Source organism: Acidobacteriaceae bacterium (assembly GCA_035944135.1).
In the GTDB taxonomy this organism is placed as follows: domain Bacteria; phylum Acidobacteriota; class Terriglobia; order Terriglobales; family Acidobacteriaceae; genus Granulicella.
In genome coordinates this window covers 439702-461338 of sequence record DASZBM010000001.1, presented here as the reverse complement: position 1 = coordinate 461338, position 21637 = coordinate 439702, and the positions used below count along the sequence as shown (strand labels likewise).

The window sequence follows — 21637 nt, the reverse complement described above, 5'->3', positions numbered from 1 at the left end:
CACCTCAAACTGCTGAACAGATTGCTGCCATGATCGCTGAGTTCCTCTTAGAGCACAGCGAAACGACATTGCTTGAAGACGGCAACGTGCTCTTCGATCTGCGCACGGCAAAGTACACGCTCTCGACAGAGCACGGCCGTTGCTCGCTGCATCTTTGGAATGATGAGCGGAACGTTGTCCGCAGCATAGTAGCGGCGACTCCGCGTGCCAACGGGCTGCGGCTTTCGACCAAACGGCTCGGACATGCGCAGGCGAAGTCGCTGGAGCTGGTGAACACGCGCGAGCGGCGCACGCCGACTTCCCGCGACGCTGCACGCACGCGCTACCAGCGGCTGCTGGAGAGAGTGCTGGCGCGCAATTTTGCGGAGTGGAATGTCGAAGGCTTTCGCACTTCGATGGACCTTGAGCGCAGCTTCGGTCCCGCATACGCGCGCGGTATGCTGTTGCGCGGATCGCAGGCGCGGGCGGTGATTGGCATCGGTGAGCACGAGAGTTCAGCGATCGTCGACGGCATCCTCACGCTAGGAATTTTGTGGCTGCACCACTGCCGCGAACAAGGTGCCGGGCGCCGAATTTACCAGGGGCTGAAGGTCGTCGTACCGCGCGGCATGGCTGCGCTGACACTCTCGCGCATGGCGTGGCTGAATGCAGACGCCGCGCAGTGGGAGTTGTACGAGCTCGATGCGTCGAGTGAAGAGCTCGTGCAGCGCGACCTCGCGGACACCGGAAATCTGCGCACGCGGCTCGTGCATCACCCGGACGAGAGCGCAGCGGCGGAGCGCTTCGCGCGCGCCATCGAGCAGGTGCTCGAACTGGTGCCGGCGCACGATCACACCCGCGTGGAGCAGCGGCTGCGCACCACTTCCGAGCTCGCCTTTCTGCTGCATGGGCTAGAGTTTGCACGCGCACGCATCAGTCTCGCGCCCGGAACTTTCGCGCACACGCTCGAGATCACCTTTGGCAGCGGCGAAGAAGAAACACCACTCACGGTTACAACACGTGATGAGATTCAGCAACGAGTGACGGAGCTGTTCGAGCGACGGCGGGCCGTGGCACGTGTTCAGCGTCAGGTCGCCGTTCCGCCCCACCGGAGAATCGGCGGCCCGCAACTCACAGCAGCGCACACGCGCCTGCCTTTGCGGGCAGCGCCAGCGAGGGTCTCGGCGGTCAATCCTGCGCAGGATCCGCTCTACCGCGCCGCGCCGGAGCGCTGGCTGGAGTCAGTGCTCCGGCACGATCTTGCGCCGCTCACGCGCAGCCTCGCACCACAGCCACACGGCGGACACCGGTCGCTTGGCCAATTTGCGAACGACCCCGATCCTGACACGCGCGGCAATCGCATCGATGCTGTCCCGCGTGAGAACGAAAGAGAATTCGCGAACGTACAAGCCTCGCGCGTGCTGCCGCATCTCGATCCGAAACACGTGTACACGCAGGTGCCGGCCATTGCAGGCGCGAGCGATCGCGACATGCTCGATCTGCTCGGCGTCACAGCAGACGGGCGGCTCGCCGTGCTGGAGTTGAAGGCGCAGGATGATTTGCATTTTGCGTTGCAGGGACTCGACTACTGGATTCGCGTGCGTCACCATCATCGCGAAACCGCCGATCCAAACACTGGTCTCGGCGAATTCCAGCGCCACGGCTACTTTCGCGGCGTGGAGCTCTCGCCGCTGCCGCCGCGGCTCTATCTTGTTGCACCGGCGCTGCACGTCCATCCTGCAACAGAAACTGTGCTGCGATATCTTTCGCCCGCGGTCGAGTGGAATCTCCTTGCGCTTGATGAACGCTGGCGGCAGCAGATTCGCGTCGTGTGGCGTAAGAGCGGCGGCAAAGCTTCGTCAAAAAATCATCTGCGCTGAAATTTGTCAGCATGAAATTCCTCTGCGTCCTCCACAGCCGGTTGCGCATCGAACGGGAGAACAGAGGAGACTGCGATGGCAACTGCGACAGAGACTGCGACCACCTTCCGCCTTGGCGGCGACATGGAAATTCACCGCCTCGGCTTCGGCGCAATGCGCATCACCGGCAAAGGAATCTGGGGTGAGCCGAAGGACCGCGAGGAAGCCAAGCGCGTTCTGCGGCGCGCCGTCGAGCTCGGCGTTGACTTCATCGACACGGCTGATTCCTATGGGCCGGACGTGAGTGAGGAACTCATCGGTGAAACGCTCGCGCCGTACAAGCCGGGGCTGGTGATCGCAACAAAGGCAGGTTTCCTGCGCCTGGGCCCTGACAAGTGGGTTCAGCTCGGCCGCGGGGAGTACATCACGCAACAGGTGGAGATGAGCCTGCGTCATCTCAAGCTGGAGCGGCTTGATCTCTGGCAGCTTCATCGCATCGATCCGAAGACCCCGGTTGAGGAGTCCCTTGGCGCAGCGAAGAAGCTGCAGGAGCAGGGAAAGATTCGTCACATCGGGCTCAGCGAGGTCTCGGTTGCGGAGATCGAACAGGCGCGGAAGATCGTCGACATCGTCAGCGTGCAGAACGAGTACAACCTCACGAAGCGCAAGAGCGAAGACATCCTGAACTACTGCGAGAAGAACAATCTCGGTTTCATTCCGTGGTTTCCGGTGGCTGCGGGCAAGCTGGCTGCACCCGGTGGAAAGCTCGATCAGATTGCGAAAAAGCACGGCGCGACCGTTGCGCAGCTTTCAATCGCATGGTTGCTGCATCGCTCGCCTGTCATGCTGCCGATTCCGGGAACGAGCTCGGTTGCGCATCTCGAAGAGAACCTGAAGTCGGCCGATGTCCATCTCAGCGAGAGCGAGTGGAAGGAAGTCGAATCCGCCGCGAAGGTATAACGTCGAAGCTGTCGTAAAGGAATGATGAGTCGGATGACAGACCAGAAGCTGACGCTGGACCCGAATAAAACTGCACTTGTCCTGATCGACTTGCAAGGCGCCATCGTCGCGCGCGATACCGCCCCTTATAAATCCTTCGACGTGATTACCCGGGCGGCGAAGCTCGCCGAAGCCGTGCGCGGCGCCGGCGGCACCGTCGTTTATGTGCACGTGCTCATCGGCCAATTCGCCCATCGCATCACCGATGAGCAGCGTCCTCCAATGCCCGCACAGTTGCCGCCGGGCGCAACCGAGATCGTCCCCGAGGCCGGCATGCAGTCCGGAGACATCCTCATCGCCAAGCGCCAGTGGGGTGCGTTTGAAGGGACCAGCCTCGATCAGCAGCTTCGCCGCAAGGGCATCGACACCATCATCATGGGAGGCATCGCGACCAACATGGGCGTCGAGTCCACGGCGCGTGCGGCGCAGGACATCGGCTACGATCTCGTCTTCGCCGAGGATGCGATGAGCAGCATGAGCACGGAGTGGCACGAGTTCTCGGTGAAGAACATCTTCCCGCGAATGGGACGCGTGCGGTCCAGCGAGCAGATCATCGCGGCCCTGAAGCCGCGGTAAGAACTCACCCCATCCAAGCTGGTGCAGCGTTCAACTCGTCATCCGGCTCAAGTGGCGGTTGTTCCGCAGGCTCGTCCATACGTGCGGTGAAGAAGCGCTCGACGCGGTCCATCACTTCCGCTCCGCGCTTGGCTTCGAAGATCTCGCGGCGCAGCGTGGCTCCGCCGGGAACGCCGTGCGTGAACCAGCTCGCGAACTGCTTCATCCTGCCGATGGCGTCGCGCTGCGCGCTCTCGTGGTCGCGCTTCTGCCGCTTGGCTTCGTCGGTAATTGCGGGCGCGACGACCTCAGGGTGCTCTGTGATCTCGTGCAGCAGGCGCTCGAAGTAATCGCGGATCATGCGATAACGATCCATTTCGGTGGGCTTCTCGTAGGCGCCAACTCCTGTGGCGCGCTTCGTCGCTGTGTACTGCGCGATCTGCCGGAAGATCCACGGGTTGGCAGGGGCGGCGCGGCCAATCATCACGGCGTCGCATCTTGTCGCATCGACCATCGCAGCGGCATCTTCGGGCGTGCGGATGTCTCCGTTGCCGATCACCGGAACCTTTACCGCGTCTTTCACCGCGGCGATCCACTCCCAGCGCGCCTCGCCGGAGTAACCCTGCTCGCGTGTGCGTGGGTGCAGCGCGACGGCGTTGAGGCCGCAATCTTCAGCCATCTTCGCGAGCTCAACGCAGACAATGTTCGTGTCGTTCCATCCCAGGCGGAACTTAACGGTGAAGGGAATCGCCACCGCTGCTCGCACGCGCTCGAAGATCTTGTGAATTGCAGGAAGATCGCGCAGCAGACCACTGCCGCCGTTGCAGTTGACGACGCGCTTGGCGGGGCAGCCGAGGTTGAGATCGACGATGTCGAAGCCGGCATCCTCGCAGATACGCGCGCTCTCGGCGAGTGTCTCGGGGTTGGAGCCGAAGAGCTGCGCGGAGATAGGGTGCTCGTCGTCGTAGTAGGTGAGGTAGCGCTTGCGCTTGGTCTCGCGCATGCGGCTCAGGCCGTCGGCGGAGGTGAACTCCGTCATGATGAGGCCGCAGCCGGAGACCTCGTTGGAGGTCTCGACGTCGACGTCATTTGCCGCAACGTTTTCCGTTGCAGAAGACGGCGTCGCGGCGGAATATAGCGCTGCGGCTGAGTATGGCGCTGCGGCAGAATATGCAGAATATAAGGATGCGTTCTTGATGAAGCGGCGGAAGACCGTATCGGTCACGCCAGCCATCGGCGCGAGCACGGTCGCGGGCGCGATGCGCACGGCGCCGATATGCAGCTCCGCGGGGACGCTGGCCTCGGCCGGCATCTCGCGCTCAATCGTAGGTGTCCACTTCTTATCCACAGCAACTTTTTCTTTCTAGAGGATATCGCTTTTCGGCCTCTCAATTGCCGTTGAGTGCCGCTCATCAAACGGATGCTGTCTAAGCTGAAGAGAGCGAAGCAGTTGAATTCACTTCAGTTGCACCAGGCCGATGCTCGAGATTGAGACGCTGAAGCTGCGCTGCCGTAAGCCTCTTCTGACATTTTCGCCGTTGACGATGCAATACCCCAAGAGCATCATTGTGGCACTCTTTGTATCGGCTTCCACCGGAAGGTCGATGGGGCCAGCGCACTCGCAAGGTGAGCGTCGCATGTTGCCAGCGCAACAGCAGCCGGGCTCCTCCGATGAGCCCGATAGTTCCTCGGGGTTGTCATGAAGAGCAAGCTCATACTCACTCTCCTCCTCTCTGCTCCGCTTTCTGCCGCCTTTCTTTCCTCGCCCGCGACCGCTTCGGCTGAGCAGCTTGTGCCTGCCGGCTCCATCCTGAAGTGCACCGTGTCTGACAAAATTTCATCGAAGACGGAAGCCATCGGCGATCCTGTCATGTGCACGCTCGGTCACACTGAAGCGTACAGCCGGGTGGTGTTTCCGTACGGGAGCTACCTGATCGGCCACTTCGAGGAATACAAGGATCCTGGGCATTTCGTTGGCAAGGGGTGGATGGAGTTGCGGTTCGACCGGCTGATGATCCAGCCGGATACGAACGTACCGATCAACGCCCGCGTAGTCGCCGTGCCCAAGTATCCGGTTGATGCGGAGGGGCGCATTCACGGTACGGGACACCCGGTGCGCGATACGGTTGAGTGGCTGATTCCGGTGTTGTGGCCGATCGACCTGATCAACCTGCCGAGACGTGGACCGCGGCCGACGCTGAAGCCGGAGACGCAGCTGACGCTGAAGGTGCTGGATGATTTCGGGATTCCATCGCAGGTGGAGCAGGATTACCAGCAGCCGGCTCTGATTGAGCGGCGCGCGGCGGCGATTGAGCGGCACAAGGAAACGATGGTGGAGCAGGGGTACATGACTGCGGATGAGGCGTTCGGCTCGCAGTATGCAGCGCCTCAGCAACAGGCTCCTGCGCCGGTGCAGCAGAGCTACGCTCCGCCGCAACCGCAGTATGCTCCTCAGCCCACGTACCAGGCCCAGGCGGCGACTCCGCAGATCATCGTGGTGCAGGCGGCAGCGCCGCAGGCTCAGCCTCAGCCGGTGTATGTGCAGCAGCCTGTGTATGTGCCGCAGCCGGTCTACTATCCAGCGGCGCTGATGTACTACGTGCGGCCACATTATTGGCCGTACTACTGATGAAGCGGGGGTGAAGCAGAAAGGCCTCCCGTTCGGGAGGCCTTCTCTTGTCTGGTGCGATCGAGTGTTACTTCTTCTCGATGGCGGCGTACTTGCGGCGGAAGCGCTCGACGCGGCCGGCGGTATCGATCAGCTTCTGCTTGCCGGTGAAGAAGGGGTGGCAGGCCGAGCAGATTTCGAGAACGATGTCGCCCTTGTGGGTCGAGCGGGTCTCGAAGTGGTTGCCGCAGGCGCAGCGGACGTTGGTCTTTTCGTACTTGGGGTGGATGCCTTCCTTGGGCATGGTGAATCCTTTCGCTAGCTAACCCGCCGCAGAACGGTTCGCTTGCCAGGGCGGGGACTCACACTCCTGACATCGATGTTCCTGTCGCGCTGCAAGCTTGGGGTCCGACTCCCGGACCTTCAGGCGCTTCCTGTATTTTAGCATCGGCTGAGGGTACCCCCTCTCCCCGTCACTTTTTGCGCAAAATCTTCAGATCATTGGACTTAGGTCCGGACCTCAAGAAGGTGGTGGGTCGCAAATTCCCTGTTTTGAGTGACTTGCAAAATTATGTGGCTGCAAAATCTTCAAAACACAAGGGTTATCTCGCACAGGGGACGCACTCTTAAATGGGTCGCGAGGGCGGTGTTTCCTCGTTGCTGACGGGATTCGCACATGAACGATGACTGCGATACTGAGGGGACCGATGGCTGACATATGTCCGATTTGTGAGGGTTCGGGGCTGCGCGTGGTGGAGCGCGAGGACGGGATGCGGGTGGCGCAGCCGTGTGAGTGCCGCGTGGCGCGGAGGGCCGTGCGAATCATTGAGCAGGCAAGGATTCCGAAACGGTATGCGCACTGCACGCTGGAAGACTATGTGCCGAACTACGGCGGGAATAATCCGTCGCTTTCGAATGCGCTGGTGCAGGCACGGAATTACGTGCGCGAGTATATGCCGGGCAGCGATGTGGCGGGCCTGCTGCTGACGGGGTCGATCGGAGTGGGGAAGACGCACCTTGCGGTGGGGATTCTGCAGGCGTTGATTGCAGAGCGTGGAGCGAAGGGATTGTTCTTCGATTATCGCGACCTGCTGAAGCAGGTGCAGAACAGCTACAACCGCAGTGTTGAGGCGACGGAGCTCGAGATCCTGCAACCGGTGTTCAATGCCGAGGTGCTGGTGCTCGATGAGCTGGGAGCGTCGAAGCCGACCGACTGGGTGTGGGACACCGTCGCGCATATTTTGAACACGCGGTATAACGACCGCCGGACGACGATCATCACGACGAACTATGCGAATTTGCCACCGGGTGGCGGTGAGTTGACCGGCGCGCGTGCCGCGGTGCGCGAGGAGACGCTCGGGGATCGGATCGGAGAGCGCATGAGGTCGCGGCTGCAGGAGATGTGCGTAGTGGTGGAGATGAGCGGCGAGGATTTTCGGCAGAAGGTGAAGCGGGCGAGCTTCGCGTAGGCGAAAAGCAGGTTCCTCGCTGCGCTCGAATGACAAGAGCAAAGGCAAGGCCGAAAGCAAAAGCAGATCCCCTTCGGGGACGACAGAAAGAAAGGCAAGTTGCTGCGCGTCGAAGATGGGGCGCCCCGCGTTCTGCAAACCCACCCATGTCGACTTCGTCGTCATGAATGGGGCACCCGGGATTGTGCGAACCCACTCATGCGCGATCAGACCGCGCATGAATGGGGCACCCGGCAGATTCCCTTCGGGGATGACAGAAAGAAAGGCAAGAGCAACAGCAAAAGCACTCGCGCGTTTTCCACCCCAGCGAACAGAGAACGTTCGCCGGGGTCCCCGGGCACGCGCGATACCCCACCCTGCGGCTGCGCGTCGAGGATGGGGCACCCGGGATTGTGCGAACCCCCTCATGCGCGATGAGACCGCGCATGAATGGGGCACCCGGCATGAATGGGCACCCGGCGAACCCACCCATCGCTGCGCGATGAATGGGGCACCCCGATTTGGGGCACATGGCGTTGTGGGGACGGTTAGACGTCGACGGGTTGCAGTGCGTCGGGGGTTTCGGGCTTGGGGTCGTTCCATCCGCCGGGAGGAACGATGCCTTGATCGCTCGGTCCCCAGGTGTGTGGCTCGTAGGGGATGACCGGGCAGAGGTTTTGCAAAATCGGGTCGACGATACGCCACGCTTCTTCGACGTAGTCCTGGCGTGCGAAGAGGGTGGCATCGCCTGCCATCGCATCGGTCAGGACGCGCTCGTAGGCGTCCATCTCCTGTCCGCCGGGATGGCGGGTGGCGACCATTTCGACGGCGCGACGAGGTCCGTGGCCCTCGGGGTTGGTCGCGCTTACGCCCATGGCGATCGTCACCTCCGGACTGATGCGGATGCGGATGTAGTTTTGCGGACCGGTTTCGGTGTTGAAGCTGGTGGCGGGCGGACAGCGCAGGCGCGCCATGACCTCGGTGCAGGTGATGGGCATGTTCTTGCCGGCGCGAATGTAGAAGGGGACACCACTCCATCGCCAGCAGTTGATTGAAAGCTTAAGCGCGGCAAAGGTTTCTACCTGCGAGTTCGGGGCCACACCCTTTTCATCGAGATAGCCGATGAACTGGCCGCGCACGACATCTTCGGGTCTGATGGCGGGGATGGACTTGAGAACCTTTACTTTTTCGTTGCGGATGGATTCGCTGTCGTGGTCCGCGGGTGACTCCATCGCGAGGCTGGACATCACCTGAAAGAGGTGATTCTGGATGACGTCGCGGATGGTGCCGGTCTGATCGTAGAAGGCTCCGCGGCCTTCGATGCCGAAGTTCTCGGCCATGGTGATCTGGACACTTTCGATGAAGGTTCGGTTCCAGAGCGGCTCAAGAAAGCTGTTGGCGAAGCGGAAGGAGACCATGTTGTGGACCGGCCCCTTGGCCAGGTAGTGGTCGATACGGAAGATCTGAGACTCCGAAAACTCACTCAACAGAATACGATTCAGTTCCTTCGCGGATTCGAGGTCGTGGCCGAACGGCTTTTCGACAATGACGCGGCAGCGGTCGGTGCCCTCGACGCCCGGGAGTTGCTTCACGACTGGTTCGAACATCGATGGCGGGATGGCGAGGTAGTATGCGGGCAACTTCGCGTCGCCGAGTTGCTTGCGAACCTCAGCGAAGGTCGCCGGATCGGCGTAGTCACCGTCGACGTAGCGAAGCAGGCTGCTGAGCTTTGGCCAGGCGTTCTGATCGAGGCCGCCATGTTTTTCCAGGCTGTCTTTTGCACGGTCCTTGAGCTGTTCGAGTGTCCAGCCTGATTTCGCGACACCGATGACCGGTACATCGAGCGTGCCGCGCTTCACCATGGCCTGCAAGGCGGGGAAGATTTTCTTGTAGGCAAGATCGCCAGTCGCGCCAAAAAACACAAGTGCGTCCGAGTGCTGCATTGTTGATCCTCCGGGCAGATGCTGTCCGTTGAGGCCGATTGGCCCCTGCTTCCGTTGCCAGTATGAATGTTTACGCAGTTAGTGAACCGACGCGATATCGGATGCAATGTGCGAGGTTAAGGGTCGTGCGAGTGAAAGCCAGGGACGGAGCAAGCACGCTAGTGGCGGCGACGGTCGACGTAGACGTTGCTGCGGCCGAGGAGGACGTCGATGGCGAGACAGATGCGGTTGAGCAGGTTGCCGGGTGCGCCGTCGGTGGGGCGGATGCGGCTGAGCTCGGACTGGATAAGGAACGGAGCTTCGCGGTGGAGGGTCTGGGCATAGTCGCGCTCGCGCTCCTGCTGCGTGCCGGGGATGGGCACGCGGGGCTGGCAGATGCGAAGACTCGCGGAGCTGGCGTGCTTGGACATCAGGGACCTCGTCCCAAGGTACTCCAGAGGTGCGGCAGATGCTCTGCCTAAAGTGAAGCCGAACCCAGAAAGCTCTTGAAGGATTTGGTGCAGTATAGAATCGCTCGTGATGCCTGAGCCGACAAAATTTCCTCCAGATTCGAAGAACCCTCGGGATGCAGGGGGCGATCCTCTGTTTCGAGCTGAGCCTCGTGACAAGGGTTTTCAGGCCAGTACAGTGGCGATAGCGGCCGCGGTGGTGGTGGTGATCGTGGTGGCGTTTCTTCTGCTAGGGCGGCACAGGGGCGGACCGGGGGGCGGTGCGGCCTATGCGGCGAACCTGGAGCTGACAAATCCGCAGCCGAGCCAGGCGGAGAGTCTGTCGGGCGGGCGCTCGACGTATGTGGATGGGCACATCGTGAACCATGGGAACCAGACGGTGACGGGCGTGACAGTCGAGGCCACGTTTGCGGCGGACGGGGGAAATCCGCAGGTGCTGAGCGCGCCGGTGTCGATTATTCGGACGCGGCAGCCCTATGTGGATACCGAGCCGCTGAGCGCGGCCCCGTTAGCGCCGGGGGCGCAGGCGGATTTTCGGTTGATTTTTGAGGGAGTTAGCGACAACTGGAATCAGCAGACTCCGGCGCTAAAGGTTGTCCAAGTCTCAACACGATAAACTGTGAGGTTTGCAGAGGATTTTAACAGGATTTCCATACCCTTTTTCTGGTCCTGGAACGTTCAACCCTTAGTGACCTTGGTTGGCCGATGATGTTTCCGGCCATGCAGACTGCTTGATCAGAGTCCTCGACAACGCCTCCAGCGACCAAGGCAGATTGGGCCCCTGAGCATGGACGACCCCCGGCTCGGGGGTCTTTTCCTTTAAGGGCCGGGGTTACTCGGTGGGTGGGACGGCCGCGTGGATGGCGAGGAGTGTCTCGAGGACGGAGCGCAGGCGGTTGAGGTGGAGGGCGTTGGCGCCGTCGGATTTGGCTTCGGCAGGGTTGTCGTGGACCTCGAGGAAGATGCCGTCGATGCCGGCGGCGACGGCGGCGCGGGCGAGGACGGGGATGAACTCGGGCTGGCCGCCGGAGACTCCGTTGGCGGCTGAGGGGGTCTGGACGGAGTGGGTGGCGTCGAAGACGACGGGCGCCATGGCGCGCATGACGGGCAGGGAGCGCATGTCGACGACGAGGTTGTTGTAGCCGAAGGAGGCACCGCGCTCGGTGAGGGTGACGCGGGGGCAGCCGGATTCGCGGACCTTTTCGACGGCGTGTCGCATGTCCCAAGGGGCGACGAACTGGCCTTTTTTGACGTTGACGGCGCGATTGGGGGAGGCGCAGGCGCGGGCGGCGGCGATGAGGAGGTCGGTCTGGCGGCAGAGGAAGGCGGGGATCTGGAGCATGGCGTCGACGGGGCCGAGGCGGTCTGAGAGCTCGGTGGCTTGGTCGGCGGTGTGGATGTCGGTGAGGACGGGGAGGCGGTTTTGCTCGGCGATGAGGCGGAGGATGCGCGCGCCTTCTTCGATGCCGGGGCCGCGGAAGCTGTGGATGGAGGTGCGGTTGGCCTTGTCGTAGCTGGCTTTGAAGATGTAGGGGATGCGGATGTCGGAGGCGATGCGCTGGATGGCGTCGGCCATGCGGCGGGCGTGCGGTTCGGACTCGATGACGCAGGGGCCGGCGATGAGGAAGAGCGGGCCGCCACCGAGGGTGATGCCGCCGAGAGGGAAGCTGGAAGCGTGAGGCATGGAACTATTATCAGCGAGTCAGCGAGTCAGCGAGTCAGCGAGTCATCGGGGCGTGGCGGGGCAGTGGTTAGCGGGCGGTGGAGTGAGGCGGCTCGAGTGAATAGTGAGTAGTGAATAGTGAATAAGGCAGAAGCAGATCCCCTTCGGGGATGACAGAAAGAAGAACAAGGCAAAAGCAAAAGCGCTCCGGATGTCCCGGAGCGCTTTTGCCTGGTGCCGACTTGCTGACTCGCTAGCTTGCTGACTCGCTGCTCTACGGGTTGGCGAGCTGGAAGGAGTGCGCGCCGTTGGGAACGGAGGCGATGCACGCGGGCAGGGCGGAGACGGTAAACGGCGAGGCTTCTACGCCGGTAAGGGCACCGGTGTTGGGGCTGAGCTGGCCAGCGGAGACAGTGCCGTCGAGGTAGTTGGAGGTGTAGAGGTAAATGCCGAGCGCCGGCTCGATAGTGACGCAGGTGGGACGCGTGCCGGTGGTGAAGCTCGAGTTGCCGGCGATGCTCGAAAGGGAGCCGCTGGCCTGGTCGATGGCGTAAGCGCTCACCGAGCTGCTGTTGAGGTTGGTGGCGTAGACGTACTTGCCGCGCGGGTCGATGACGATAGAGACGGGGAATTCGCCGGTGCCGTAGGGGCTGGAGACGAGCGGTGCGAGATTGCCGGTCTTCTGGTTGTCGATGGCGTAGCCGTAGATCTGGTTGGCGTTCTGGTCGGTGACGTAGACGAAGCGGCCGGTGGGATCCGTAGCGATCGCGCTGGGAGCGACGCCGGCGCTGTATCCCTGATAGGTCTTCAGGCTGGAGCTGAAGGTCGTGCCGGAGAGCGGAGTCAACGCGCCGGTGGAGGTGTTCTGGGCGAAGCCGAGAACGGTGGCGTTGGGTGGTGCTTCCTGGTCGACGATATAGACGAAGACGTTCTGGTGGCCGGCGCCCGTGGTTCCCGTGCAGGCTGTGTTGGAAGAGATCACAGGTGTAGGCGAGCAAACGGCGGGCGAGACGCTGATCGCGGCCGGATTGTTGCCGACGGCGAGGTAAGGCAAGCCGTTGACGGTGACCGCGGTCCCGAGCGTGTTGTCGCTATTGATGGGGAAGATGGTCACGCCGCCGGGGCCGGGGGATGCGGGCGTGAAGCCGGGCTGGTACTTGAAGGTGATGTACAGGAACTTGCCGGCGGAGTCGATCGCCATGGCCGTGGGGTAGGTTCCGGTGAGCGAGTAGGTGTGCTGGCCGTAGAGCTTGCCATCGGTGCCGACGGCGAACTCGATGACCTTGGAGTCCTCAGAGCCGGAGAGGACATAGAGGAACTTGCCGTCGGGCGAGGGCACGACGGCCGTCTCGCGGGTGAAGCCGGTCTGGAAGGGCGAGCCGGTGATCTGGCTCAGGATTCCGGTCTGGTAGTCGACGGCAAAGCCATTGATGCTTCCGCTGGAGGCCGAGACTGTGTAGACGTAATCCGATACGTAGTCGCGGCTGCAGGCCGTTGCGCCGAGGCCAATGGCTACTGAAATACCTGCGGCCATCGCAGCCTGGAGCGTTCTTTTGTACGTCATTTGCTTCCCTTGCGCTGGCGCGGTGAGACGCGCCGCGTGAGTTTCGGCCGTGGCCGTGTGAGTCATAGATGAATCGTCGATCCGAGGCACGAGAGGCTCCTAGTCGACGTTCCCGCTGATGGCGAGGCAGGAGGCCAGGCCGGTGGCGGGGAAGTTGGAACCGCGCGGGAGGTCAGAGAGTGCGCCGGTCGTTTGATCAAATTGCTTTCCGGTAACGGCCCCTGGATCGCGGTTGGAGACGTACATCCACTTGTTGGTGGGATCTTCGACCATGCAAACAGGAGCGGCCTGAACCTGATAGACACCATTGGCGGAGCCCGCGGTGAGTGGCGCAAGCCCGGTGGACTGGACCAGGAAGCCGGAGATGCTGCTGTACGGCTGATTCGATGTGGTGTTCGTGGTCGATTGATTCAGGATGTACAGATAGGTGTTGGTGCCGCCGGTGGCGATGAACGAGTTGACGGGGTTCGACGTTCCGGCTGCGTTCGGAGTGGCGCCACCGTCGGTGGAGTTCAGATTGCAGCTCGAACCGACCGCGTAGGGCAGGATCTCGTTGCTGCCGGCGTCGGTGAGGATGATGGTGCTGCCGTTGCCGTTGATCGAAGTGATGTTGCTGGCGCTGGTCGCAATCTTGCCGGTGGTGGTGTTGACGAGCTGGCCGCCGGAGGTGCTGTATGGGGTGATGGACTGGTCCGCGGAATTGACGGTAAACAGGCAGCTTCCGAGCTGCTTCATCATGATCGGATTCTTGCCGACTTCCCAGTAGGTAGGCGCGGGGCTGTTGGGCGGAACGGACTGGGTGTTGAGCACGAGCGTGAGACGGCCGGTGGTCGGGTCGATGGAGAACGACGTGATCGAGCCGTTGCCGTCGCCGCTCGGGGAGTACTTGTCGACCACGTAGAGATAGGAGTTCGTGCTGTCGAACTGCATCCAGACGGGTTCAAATCCCTGGCTGTGGTAGGTCTGCTGATAGGTAAGGGAGCCGTCGCCGCCGACGGAGAACTCGACGATGCCGCTGCCGGTCCACGCGGTGGTGCAGGTGGAGGCGCTGGTGCAGGTTGACGGCAGCGTGCCCTGGTTCAGCACGTAGACGAAGCGGCCGCCCGCCTTGACCACGAGGGTGACGGGATTTGTGCCCTGCACGGAAAAGGGCTCATGCGGCGTCTGGGTGAGATTGCCGGTGTAATCGTCAACCTTGAAGGCGGCGATCTGGTTGTACTGCTGCCCAAGGACCCAGAGGTAGGCGATGGTTCCACCACCACATGCCGACATGCCAAGTCCCAAGGCCAACGACGCAAACAGGGCCAGAGCCAGCCGGCCGAACCAACTCAACTTCATGTGCTTCCTTCATCCCCGTCGTGCTCAGCGTTCAAAAGCCGGCGTGCGGAGAAACCTATCTTGGAGAGAGTACAAACCTTCGTCTGATTGTAGTGGCGGCAGACGATTTCTGCCAATTGAGATAGACGGGGTTTGGGGTGGGAGTGGGTGACGAGGCTGGGTTTGGAGTGGTTAGTAGTTAGTAGTTAGTGGTTAGTGAGGAGCAAAAGCGAGAGCAGATTCGGGAATGACGACAAGAAGAGCAAGAACAAAGGCAAAGCCCCGGAACGTGTCCGGGGCTTTGGATAGGGTGGAATTGAGGACTACCAGGTGCGGCAGCCGCCGGAGGCCGGCATCATGGGGTCGCCCTTCTTGCAGCCGAAGGCCTTGCCGAACTCGTCGAAGTTCTGCACGGTGCCCTTGACGCGCCACTCGCCGGTGGAGTGCGGGTTGGTCTTGGCCTGGTTGATGGCGGCCTGCGGGGTCTGATTGCCGCACCATACCTGAGCGAAGGAGATGAAGAAACGCTGGTTGGGCGTGTAGCCGTCACGCTTGCCGTCGACGTATCCGGGCTCCGCCTTCGCACCCTCTTCCTGCAGGGTGGTCTGCAGGGCCTGGAAGGCGATGCGGATGCCGGCGTTGTCGGCGGAGTTCTCGCCGAGGGTCAGGTGGCCGTTGAGGTTCTGACCAGGGGCCACCTCAAAGGCGTCGTACTCCTTGGCGTAGCACTCGCTACGCTCCTTGAACTTGGCGAGGTCCTCCTTGGTGAACCACATGCGTACGTTGCCCTTGGGGTCGTACTGCGCGCCCTGGTCGTCGAAGCCGTGGGTCATTTCGTGGCCGATGACGACGCCGATGCCGCCGAAGTTCACGGCTGGGTCCTTGGTGACGTCATAGAACGGCGGCTGCAGAATTCCGGCGGGGAAGTTGATGTTGTTCTGCGAGGGCTGGTAGTAGGCGTTGACGGTGGGCGGCGTCATGCCCCACTCGGTGAGGTCGACGGGTCTGCCGAACTTGTCGAGATTGCGGTGACGCTCGAAGGCGGCGGAGCGCTGTGTGTTGCCGAAGAAGTCGTCACGCTTGACCTCGAGGGTTGAGTAGTCGCGCCAGTGCGAGGGATAGCCGATCTTGTCGGCGATGGCGTCGAGCTTCTTGCGGGCTTCGACGCGCGTCTCCGGGCTCATCCAGGGAAGAGTCTGAAGATCGGTTGCCATGGCGGCCTCGAGTGCCTTCACGAGATGCTCGGTGGCTTCCTTGGATGCCGGCGGGAAGTTCTGCTTCACCCAGTCCTGGCCGACGGCTTCGCCGAGCGCGCGGTCGGTGATGGACGTGCAGCGCTGCCAGCGAGGAAGCTCTTCCTTCTGTCCGCCGAGCGTGCGGTTGAAGAAGTCGAAGTTCACGTCCTCGAAGTTCTTGCTGAGCAGCGGAGCGGCCGCGTGTACGGCGTGCCACCGCAGGTAGCTCTTGATGGCCGGCAGGTTCTCGTCGGTGATCTCGGCGTTCGCTGTATCGAGATAGGGAAGGCTGGTGACGATGATGGTCTTCGCGTTCGGAAGGCCGATGCCGTCAAGGTAAGTCTGCCAGTCGAAGTTCGGCGTCTTGGCCTGAAGGTCGGCGACGGACATGGGGTGGTAACGGGTAGCGGGATCGCGAAGAGCGACGCGGTCGAGCGAGCCTTTGGCGAGAGCGGTCTCGATGGTCATGACGTCGGCGGCTTCCTTGGCGGCCTTCTCGGGCGAGTCGCCGAGGAGCTGGAAGGTCTTGACCATGTTGTCGACGTAGCCTTCACGAAGTTTTTGGAAGCGCTCGGCCTGGTTCAGGTAGTAGTCGCGATCGGGGAGGGTGAGACCGCCCTGTCCGGTAGCGGCGACCTGCTGGGTGGAGTCCTTCTGGTCCTGCGTAACGGCGACGGCGAAGAAGGCGCCACCGCCGCGGCGGTCCTGCTTGGCATTGAAGGCTGCGAGCTGCTTGACGCTGGTGAGCTCGTCGATGGCGTGGAGGTCAGGGAGCAGCGGTTTATCGCCGAGCTTGTCGAGGAGGTCGGTGTTCATGCACGCCGCGAAATAGTCACCATACTTCTTCTGGAGAGGGGACTTCGGGGCTTCGGCGGCGGCGACGAGATCCTTATAGAGGAGATAGTTGTTGTACTCGGCGAGCTCGGCAAAGCGGCCCCAGGCCGCGCGGTCGGACGGGATAGGGTTGTTCTTGTTCCAGTTGCCGCAGGCGTACTGAAAGAAGTCCTGGCAGGGGTCGGCGGACTTGTCGATCGCGTTGACATCGAAGGCAACGGGCTTGACCGGGATCTTGGTCGGGGCAGAGCCGAGATCGACGGCAGCGGGGGCGGCGAGGTGGATGGGGTCGAGCTCCTGGCCATGACAGAGCGGAACTGCGAGGCCAAGAAGTGATGCAATAACAAGCGCGCGCATAGGTCTCCTTGAAAGAGAGTTGCTGATATTGCGGGGTCGCCGGACAATCTGGCGGCTCCTTGGTGACAACAGCATGAACGGTGCTGCTGAGACGACACAGGATAGCCGGAAGTTTCGTGGGGGGACAACGGAAAAGGCGGGAGGGCGGGGTTCAGCGAACCGGACGTGGCGGGGCACGGGTGAGGGACGCCGGCTAGAAAATCTTCATGTGGATCGTGAGGTACTTCTTCGGGTCCGTCCGGAGCATATTCATCAGGGTGTCCGTGTCGGTGAGGAGCTTGTTGAGGTTGTTGTAGGCTGCGTCGTCGGTGGCCAGCTTGCCGATGGTGCCCTTGCCGTTGTCGATGTTGGTGAGGAGGAGATCGAGCTTCGAGACGGTGTCGTTGAGGTGGTCGGCGAAGGCTGGGTCCTTGATCAGCATGCCGAGGCCGCCCTTGCCGGAGTTGATCTGCGCGAGGATGGCGTTGGTCTGATTCAGGGTGCTGTTGAGGTTGTTGTAGAGCGTGTCGTCGGTGAGGAGCTTGCCGGCGGTGCCTTTGCCGGAGCTGAGGTTCGTGGTGAGGGCGTCGAGCTTGGCGGTGGCATCCTTCAGGTTGTTATAGACGGTGTCGTCGGTGAGGAGCTTGCCCGCGGAGCCGCGGCCGTTGTTGAGATTGGTGGCGAGGGTCTGCAGCTGGTTGATGGCGCCGACGGCGCGGTTGTAAAGCTCCGGATCATTGATGAGCTTGCCCGCGGAACCCTTATCGCTGTCGAGCGAGGTCGCGATGTCGTTGAGCTTCGGCATGACCGAGTTGAGGTTTTGGATGGTCGCCTGGCTGGAAGCGACGACGTCCGCGATGGAGGGGACGTCTTTGGTGCGGAGCTCGTCGCCATTCTGAATCTCGGGACCGGTGGCGAGCTGGCTGTTGATGTCGACGACGGTGTCGCCGAGAACGCCGGCGGTCTGCAGGGTGACGACGGAGTCTTTGCGGATGCTGGAGCGGAAGTGCGGCGAGATCTTCATCACCAGTTCGACGGGAGTGAGCTTGCGCGCGGGATCGGTGGAGATCTCGACGCGCGTGACCTCGCCGACGTTGACGCCTTCGAGAGAGACAGGAGCGCCGACCTTGGCGCCCGCGGCATTGTCAAAGAAGGAGTGGAGGATGATGCGCTTCTCGAACAGGCCTATACCGGCGTTGCTGGTCATGAGAAACAGAAGCGTGGTGAGGAGCACGAGGGAGGCAAGAACGATGCCGCCGACCTTGAGCTGCGACCACCGGACCTCAGCCTGACTTGGCATGGGATTTATCGTATCAGCGAGATGGAGCGAGAGAACAGAGATGAGAGATCAGGGCGGCCCATGGGAGATCTCTGCTCTGTCTTCTGTTCACTTCTTCCTCAGTCTTCAGCGACCACGACGGCGAGGGCGAGCTCGCGGGTGTGGGAGAGCGAGAGGGCGAGGTGGCGGACGCCGAGGCGGGCGGCGATCTCGGCGGCGCGGCCGGAGAGGTGCAGCGTGGGACGCTGGCCGGGCAGGCGCAGGACTTCGAGCTCGCGCCAGGTGACACCGCGGCTGATGCCGGTGCCGAGCGCCTTGGCGGCGGCCTCTTTGGCGGCGAAGCGGGCGGCGAAGCTTTCGGCGGCAGTCTTCTTTTTGTCCTGGCAGTAGGCGATTTCGGCGGGCGTGTAGATGCGGTGGAGGAAGGACTCGCCGAAGCGGGAGAGCGAGTGTTCGATGCGGGCGATCTCTATCATGTCGGTGCCGAGGCCGAGGACCATTGTGCGAGTGTACTGCGATGGGCTGAGTCGGATTGTGAGACAGAAGTAATGACCCGCGCATGTGCGGCCGATAGATGCAGTAATGATGCGACCGGCCCTGGAGTCCGACTTTGGAAGCGCGATAGAGGTCTACAGTTTTTCGCGGGAGCAGCGAGCGCTGTTGCTCCCCAGGGTATACAAGGCACTGACGGCAAGCGGCTGTTCTGTGTTCGGCCGGAAACGACGCGGCCGACGAACGGTCGAATACAGTTTCGAGGTGAACCTGAGCGCGGCGCTGGAGCTGTACTGTGGCCTTGCGCAGGCTGGGTTGGAGATGACGGAGCTGAGCCATCGCGCGTTGACGGAGCTGTGTATGCTGCGGACGCACGAGCGGGCTCTGCGGGCAGGCGTACGGGTGGTGAGCGTGCGGCTGCGGGTAAGTTTTTTAGGGATGTCGGAGAGCTCCGAGATCGTTATGGTGCAGGCGGCGTCGGCGTGATGAGCGGGAAGAGAAGCGCGCTGCGATAGACTGATGCCTGCGCCATGCCTCCGATTATTGAAGCCAGTCATTTAGGGAAGACGTACCATTCGGGCAAGCTGGAGGTTCCGGCGCTGCGCGATGTCACATTCAACGTGGAACCGGGCGAGTTTGTGTCGATTGTGGGGCCGTCGGGCTCGGGAAAGTCGACGTTGTTTTATGTGCTGGGCGGTCTGACATCGCCGACGGCGGGATCGCTGAAGATTCGCGGTCAGGATTTTTCCCGGCTGAGCGATGCAGAGCGGACAAAACTGCGGCGGGCGCACCTCGGGTTTGTGTTTCAGCGGTTCAACCTGCTGCCGACGATTTCGGCCTACGACAACATTGAGCTGGCCCATGACATTGCCGATACCGGCAGACCTTTTGACCGCGCGCTGCTGGATCACCTGGCGGAGCTGCTGCGGATCAAGGGACGGCTGGACCACAGGCCGAATGAGCTTTCGGGCGGCGAGCAGCAGCGCGTGGCGATTGCGCGGGCGCTGATTACGAAGCCGGCGATTGTGCTGGCGGATGAGCCGACGGGCAATCTCGACACGCAGAACTCGGATGCCGTGTTGGAGATGCTGCGGGTCTCAAGCCGCGAGCTGGGTCAGACGGTGCTGATGATCACGCACAATCCGGAGGCCGCGGGGATTGCGGACCGCATTCTACACATGAGGGATGGGCAGATTGTGAAGACGGAAGCCGGGCGCGGCGTTCCGGTGGCGGTGTAGAGGCAAGAGTCTCAGGTACAGCCAATCAGCAGCTGAGAGTCCGCTCATCGAAGGTGATCGTGGTGTCGACCTTCACTGGCTCTCCGTTCAGTAGATAAGGTTTGTACTCCCACTGTCGCACGGCGCTCATCACTGTGGATGTATAGCCCGCGTCCGGTGGGCCTGAGATCAACGTAAGCTGCTGGATCTTTCCATCTGTTCCGATGATTGCGTGCATGACAACAATTCCCTGTGGAACTCCGCTAGCGCTGCATGCGGGCATCACGCGTTTGACGATCTGACCGGCCATGACGCCGCCGGAGATGCGGACCGCGCCGCTGGGAGTGCGCATCGCCGGGTTGTCGGGTCCTGGTGTCGGAGTCTGTGTTGAGCTGTGAGGCGGAGGCGGTGCTGGTTCGTCGGTGATGAAGCTTGGCAGGCGTTGTGCGCCGAGACTCGAAGCGAGAGCCAGGACACTGACAAGGCACGCGGCGCGAAGAGTTTGCATCGAACCTCCCTGAAGCTGCGCGCACAGTGTATGCTGACGGGCGCGTCAAAGGTTCAGAAACTTCAGGAGGGTGTATGTCACGTTGGAATCGCCTGCTTTCCTATGCTTGTCTCGGGCTCCTGATTAGTCTTCCGGGTGTGGTGTCGGCGGGAACGCCGGCGATGGGCCCGAAAGCACCGCATGCAATGGCTCCCGCACCGGCACCGGATTTGATTGACATCAACACGGCAACGGCGGACCAGTTGAAGACGCTGCCAGGCATCGGCGATGCGTATGCGAAACGGATCATCGACGGGCGGCCGTACTCGTCGAAGAACCAGCTGGTGACCAAAGGCATCATTCCGAAGGCGACCTACGACAAGATTGCGGACAAGATCGTCGCGCACAAGAAGTAAGTGGCTGCCTTGTAAGGGGTGGGCCAACGTTTTGAGGGGTATACGCGGAGTGCCGCAACCGGCAGAATTTTTCGGTTCCGTGGGCGGTTCTCCGCGTGTGCTCCACGGCGCTTTCAGTGGGTAGAATAAACAGGTGGCTTCGGCACTCCCTACAATTCCTGCACGGATGAGCGTGTGTATCGCGCGGGCGAAGGCCTCGCGCGGACGGCGATTGTGTGTGGGTGCGCTGGGCGTGACGGCGATGCTGATGCTCGGTTGCCAGGGAATCGACATGAGCCCGGAGAGTGTCGCGCAGGTGCGGGTGATTGCGGCGTCGCCGGACGCGGGAAGCATGGACTTTTATGCCGGCGGAACGGCGCTGGCGTACAGCGTTGACTTCGGCAGTGCGAGCACGTACGTGCCGCTGCCTGCGGGCAATGTGCGGCTGAGTGCGAACACGGCGAACACGACGCAGATGCTGGTGGCGGCCAATGCGGGACTCACTCCTGGCAGGCAATACACGGCGGTGGTGACGAATGTCGCGGCGAGCCTTCAGGAGAACATTTACGCGGACCAGACGGCGCCTGCACCGGCGGGCGAGGTTGCGGTGCGGGTGATCGATGCGGCGACGCGCGCGGGCAGTGTCGATCTTTATATGGTGCCCGCCGGTGAAAAGTTGAAGGCGACGGCGGCGATGCGCGCGGGCGTGGGCTTTGGGTCTGCGACGGGATACATGCTGCTGCCCGCGGGTACGTATTCGCTGGTGGTGCTGCCCGGCGGGACGGCGCCGACGAACCAGGCGCTCCCGCTGATGACGGCGCCGCAGACGACGTATGCGGCGGGCGCCGTCCGTACCGTGGTGCTGGTGGATCATCCCAACGTGAAGGAACCGGGCGTGGATGAGATTGAGGCGAGCGACTACGAGCCGCAGGAAAGCAAGCAATAGAGAACAGAAATTAGAGATCAGAGACTAGAGAG

Annotated in this window: 21 protein-coding genes; 10 read left to right on the top strand and 11 right to left on the bottom strand. The window is 62.0% G+C overall.

The genetic code is table 11. The features are described from left to right. Positions 1 to 29: 29 nt before the first annotated feature. The 3 genes from VGU25_01735 (at position 30) to VGU25_01725 (ending at position 3413) form a co-directional block, all read left to right on the top strand. Positions 30 to 1859, top strand: a complete 1830-nt coding sequence (locus VGU25_01735) for a hypothetical protein (GenBank protein ID HEV2575906.1) — start codon at positions 30 to 32, stop codon at positions 1857 to 1859. A 75-nt stretch (positions 1860 to 1934) separates the two neighbouring features. Further along, positions 1935 to 2798: an aldo/keto reductase gene (locus tag VGU25_01730; GenBank protein ID HEV2575905.1), complete on the top strand. Its 864-nt coding sequence runs from the start codon at positions 1935 to 1937 to the stop codon at positions 2796 to 2798. A gap of 33 nt (positions 2799 to 2831) precedes the next feature. Continuing rightward, on the top strand, positions 2832 to 3413 hold the full coding sequence (locus tag VGU25_01725; GenBank protein HEV2575904.1) for an isochorismatase family protein: 582 nt from the start codon (positions 2832 to 2834) through the stop codon (positions 3411 to 3413). 4 nt (positions 3414 to 3417) lie between these two features. Here VGU25_01725 and VGU25_01720 read toward each other — a convergent pair whose 3' ends face one another. Continuing rightward, on the bottom strand, positions 3418 to 4704 hold the full coding sequence (locus VGU25_01720; protein ID HEV2575903.1) for a tRNA-dihydrouridine synthase: 1287 nt from the start codon (positions 4702 to 4704) through the stop codon (positions 3418 to 3420). Positions 4705 to 5091: 387 nt separating this feature from the next. Here VGU25_01720 and VGU25_01715 point away from each other — a divergent pair, with 387 nt between their 5' ends. Next, positions 5092 to 6021 carry a hypothetical protein gene (locus VGU25_01715; protein HEV2575902.1) on the top strand — a complete coding sequence of 310 codons (930 nt, stop codon included), beginning with the start codon at positions 5092 to 5094 and terminating at the stop codon, positions 6019 to 6021. Positions 6022 to 6088: 67 nt separating this feature from the next. Here VGU25_01715 and rpmE read toward each other — a convergent pair whose 3' ends face one another. Continuing rightward, positions 6089 to 6304 (bottom strand): 50S ribosomal protein L31, encoded by a 216-nt coding sequence (gene rpmE, locus VGU25_01710; GenBank protein HEV2575901.1) that lies wholly within the window; start codon positions 6302 to 6304, stop codon positions 6089 to 6091. A gap of 403 nt (positions 6305 to 6707) precedes the next feature. Here rpmE and VGU25_01705 point away from each other — a divergent pair, with 403 nt between their 5' ends. After that, positions 6708 to 7469, top strand: coding sequence for an ATP-binding protein (locus VGU25_01705; GenBank protein HEV2575900.1), 762 nt, complete (start codon positions 6708 to 6710; stop codon positions 7467 to 7469). Positions 7470 to 7996: 527 nt separating this feature from the next. Here VGU25_01705 and zwf read toward each other — a convergent pair. Then, positions 7997 to 9391, bottom strand: a complete 1395-nt coding sequence (gene zwf / locus VGU25_01700; protein ID HEV2575899.1) for a glucose-6-phosphate dehydrogenase — start codon at positions 9389 to 9391, stop codon at positions 7997 to 7999. Positions 9392 to 9549: 158 nt separating this feature from the next. Then, positions 9550 to 9801, bottom strand: coding sequence for a hypothetical protein (locus VGU25_01695; GenBank protein ID HEV2575898.1), 252 nt, complete (start codon positions 9799 to 9801; stop codon positions 9550 to 9552). A 217-nt stretch (positions 9802 to 10018) separates the two neighbouring features. On the opposite strand from VGU25_01695, the gene VGU25_01690 reads away from it, so the two are divergent. Beyond that, complete coding sequence (locus VGU25_01690; protein ID HEV2575897.1) at positions 10019 to 10456, top strand: DUF2393 family protein; 438 nt, start codon at positions 10019 to 10021, stop codon at positions 10454 to 10456. Between the two features lie 216 nt (positions 10457 to 10672). Here the strand turns inward: VGU25_01690 and kdsA are convergent, their stop codons facing one another. From kdsA to acpS, 6 genes are all read right to left on the bottom strand, one after another. Then, positions 10673 to 11524 (bottom strand): 3-deoxy-8-phosphooctulonate synthase, encoded by an 852-nt coding sequence (kdsA, locus tag VGU25_01685; GenBank protein ID HEV2575896.1) that lies wholly within the window; start codon positions 11522 to 11524, stop codon positions 10673 to 10675. A 253-nt stretch (positions 11525 to 11777) separates the two neighbouring features. Next, positions 11778 to 13067, bottom strand: coding sequence for a beta-propeller fold lactonase family protein (locus VGU25_01680; protein HEV2575895.1), 1290 nt, complete (start codon positions 13065 to 13067; stop codon positions 11778 to 11780). Between the two features lie 99 nt (positions 13068 to 13166). Then, positions 13167 to 14405, bottom strand: a complete 1239-nt coding sequence (locus VGU25_01675; GenBank protein ID HEV2575894.1) for a beta-propeller fold lactonase family protein — start codon at positions 14403 to 14405, stop codon at positions 13167 to 13169. Between the two features lie 302 nt (positions 14406 to 14707). After that, positions 14708 to 16810: a M13 family metallopeptidase gene (locus VGU25_01670; protein HEV2575893.1), complete on the bottom strand. Its 2103-nt coding sequence runs from the start codon at positions 16808 to 16810 to the stop codon at positions 14708 to 14710. 193 nt (positions 16811 to 17003) lie between these two features. Then, positions 17004 to 18089 carry an MlaD family protein gene (locus VGU25_01665; GenBank protein HEV2575892.1) on the bottom strand — a complete coding sequence of 362 codons (1086 nt, stop codon included), beginning with the start codon at positions 18087 to 18089 and terminating at the stop codon, positions 17004 to 17006. A gap of 98 nt (positions 18090 to 18187) precedes the next feature. Beyond that, positions 18188 to 18568, bottom strand: a complete 381-nt coding sequence (gene acpS / locus VGU25_01660; GenBank protein ID HEV2575891.1) for a holo-ACP synthase — start codon at positions 18566 to 18568, stop codon at positions 18188 to 18190. Between the two features lie 256 nt (positions 18569 to 18824). On the opposite strand from acpS, the gene VGU25_01655 reads away from it, so the two are divergent. Together VGU25_01655 and VGU25_01650 are read left to right on the top strand one after the other, a co-directional pair. Further along, a complete protein-coding gene (locus VGU25_01655; protein HEV2575890.1) occupies positions 18825 to 19046 on the top strand; it encodes a hypothetical protein in 222 nt (73 codons plus the stop codon). A 44-nt stretch (positions 19047 to 19090) separates the two neighbouring features. After that, a complete protein-coding gene (locus tag VGU25_01650) occupies positions 19091 to 19798 on the top strand; it encodes an ABC transporter ATP-binding protein (GenBank protein HEV2575889.1) in 708 nt (235 codons plus the stop codon). 25 nt (positions 19799 to 19823) lie between these two features. Here VGU25_01650 and VGU25_01645 read toward each other — a convergent pair whose 3' ends face one another. Further along, positions 19824 to 20285, bottom strand: a complete 462-nt coding sequence (locus VGU25_01645; GenBank protein ID HEV2575888.1) for an energy transducer TonB — start codon at positions 20283 to 20285, stop codon at positions 19824 to 19826. Positions 20286 to 20359: 74 nt separating this feature from the next. On the opposite strand from VGU25_01645, the gene VGU25_01640 reads away from it, so the two are divergent. Both VGU25_01640 and VGU25_01635 read left to right on the top strand, forming a co-directional pair. Next, entirely contained in the window at positions 20360 to 20680 is a 321-nt protein-coding gene (locus VGU25_01640; GenBank protein HEV2575887.1) for a helix-hairpin-helix domain-containing protein, read from the top strand. A 133-nt stretch (positions 20681 to 20813) separates the two neighbouring features. Beyond that, the gene (locus tag VGU25_01635; protein HEV2575886.1) at positions 20814 to 21605 is read left to right on the top strand and encodes a DUF4397 domain-containing protein; all 792 of its coding nucleotides are present in this window, start codon (positions 20814 to 20816) and stop codon (positions 21603 to 21605) included. Positions 21606 to 21637: the final 32 nt, after the last annotated feature.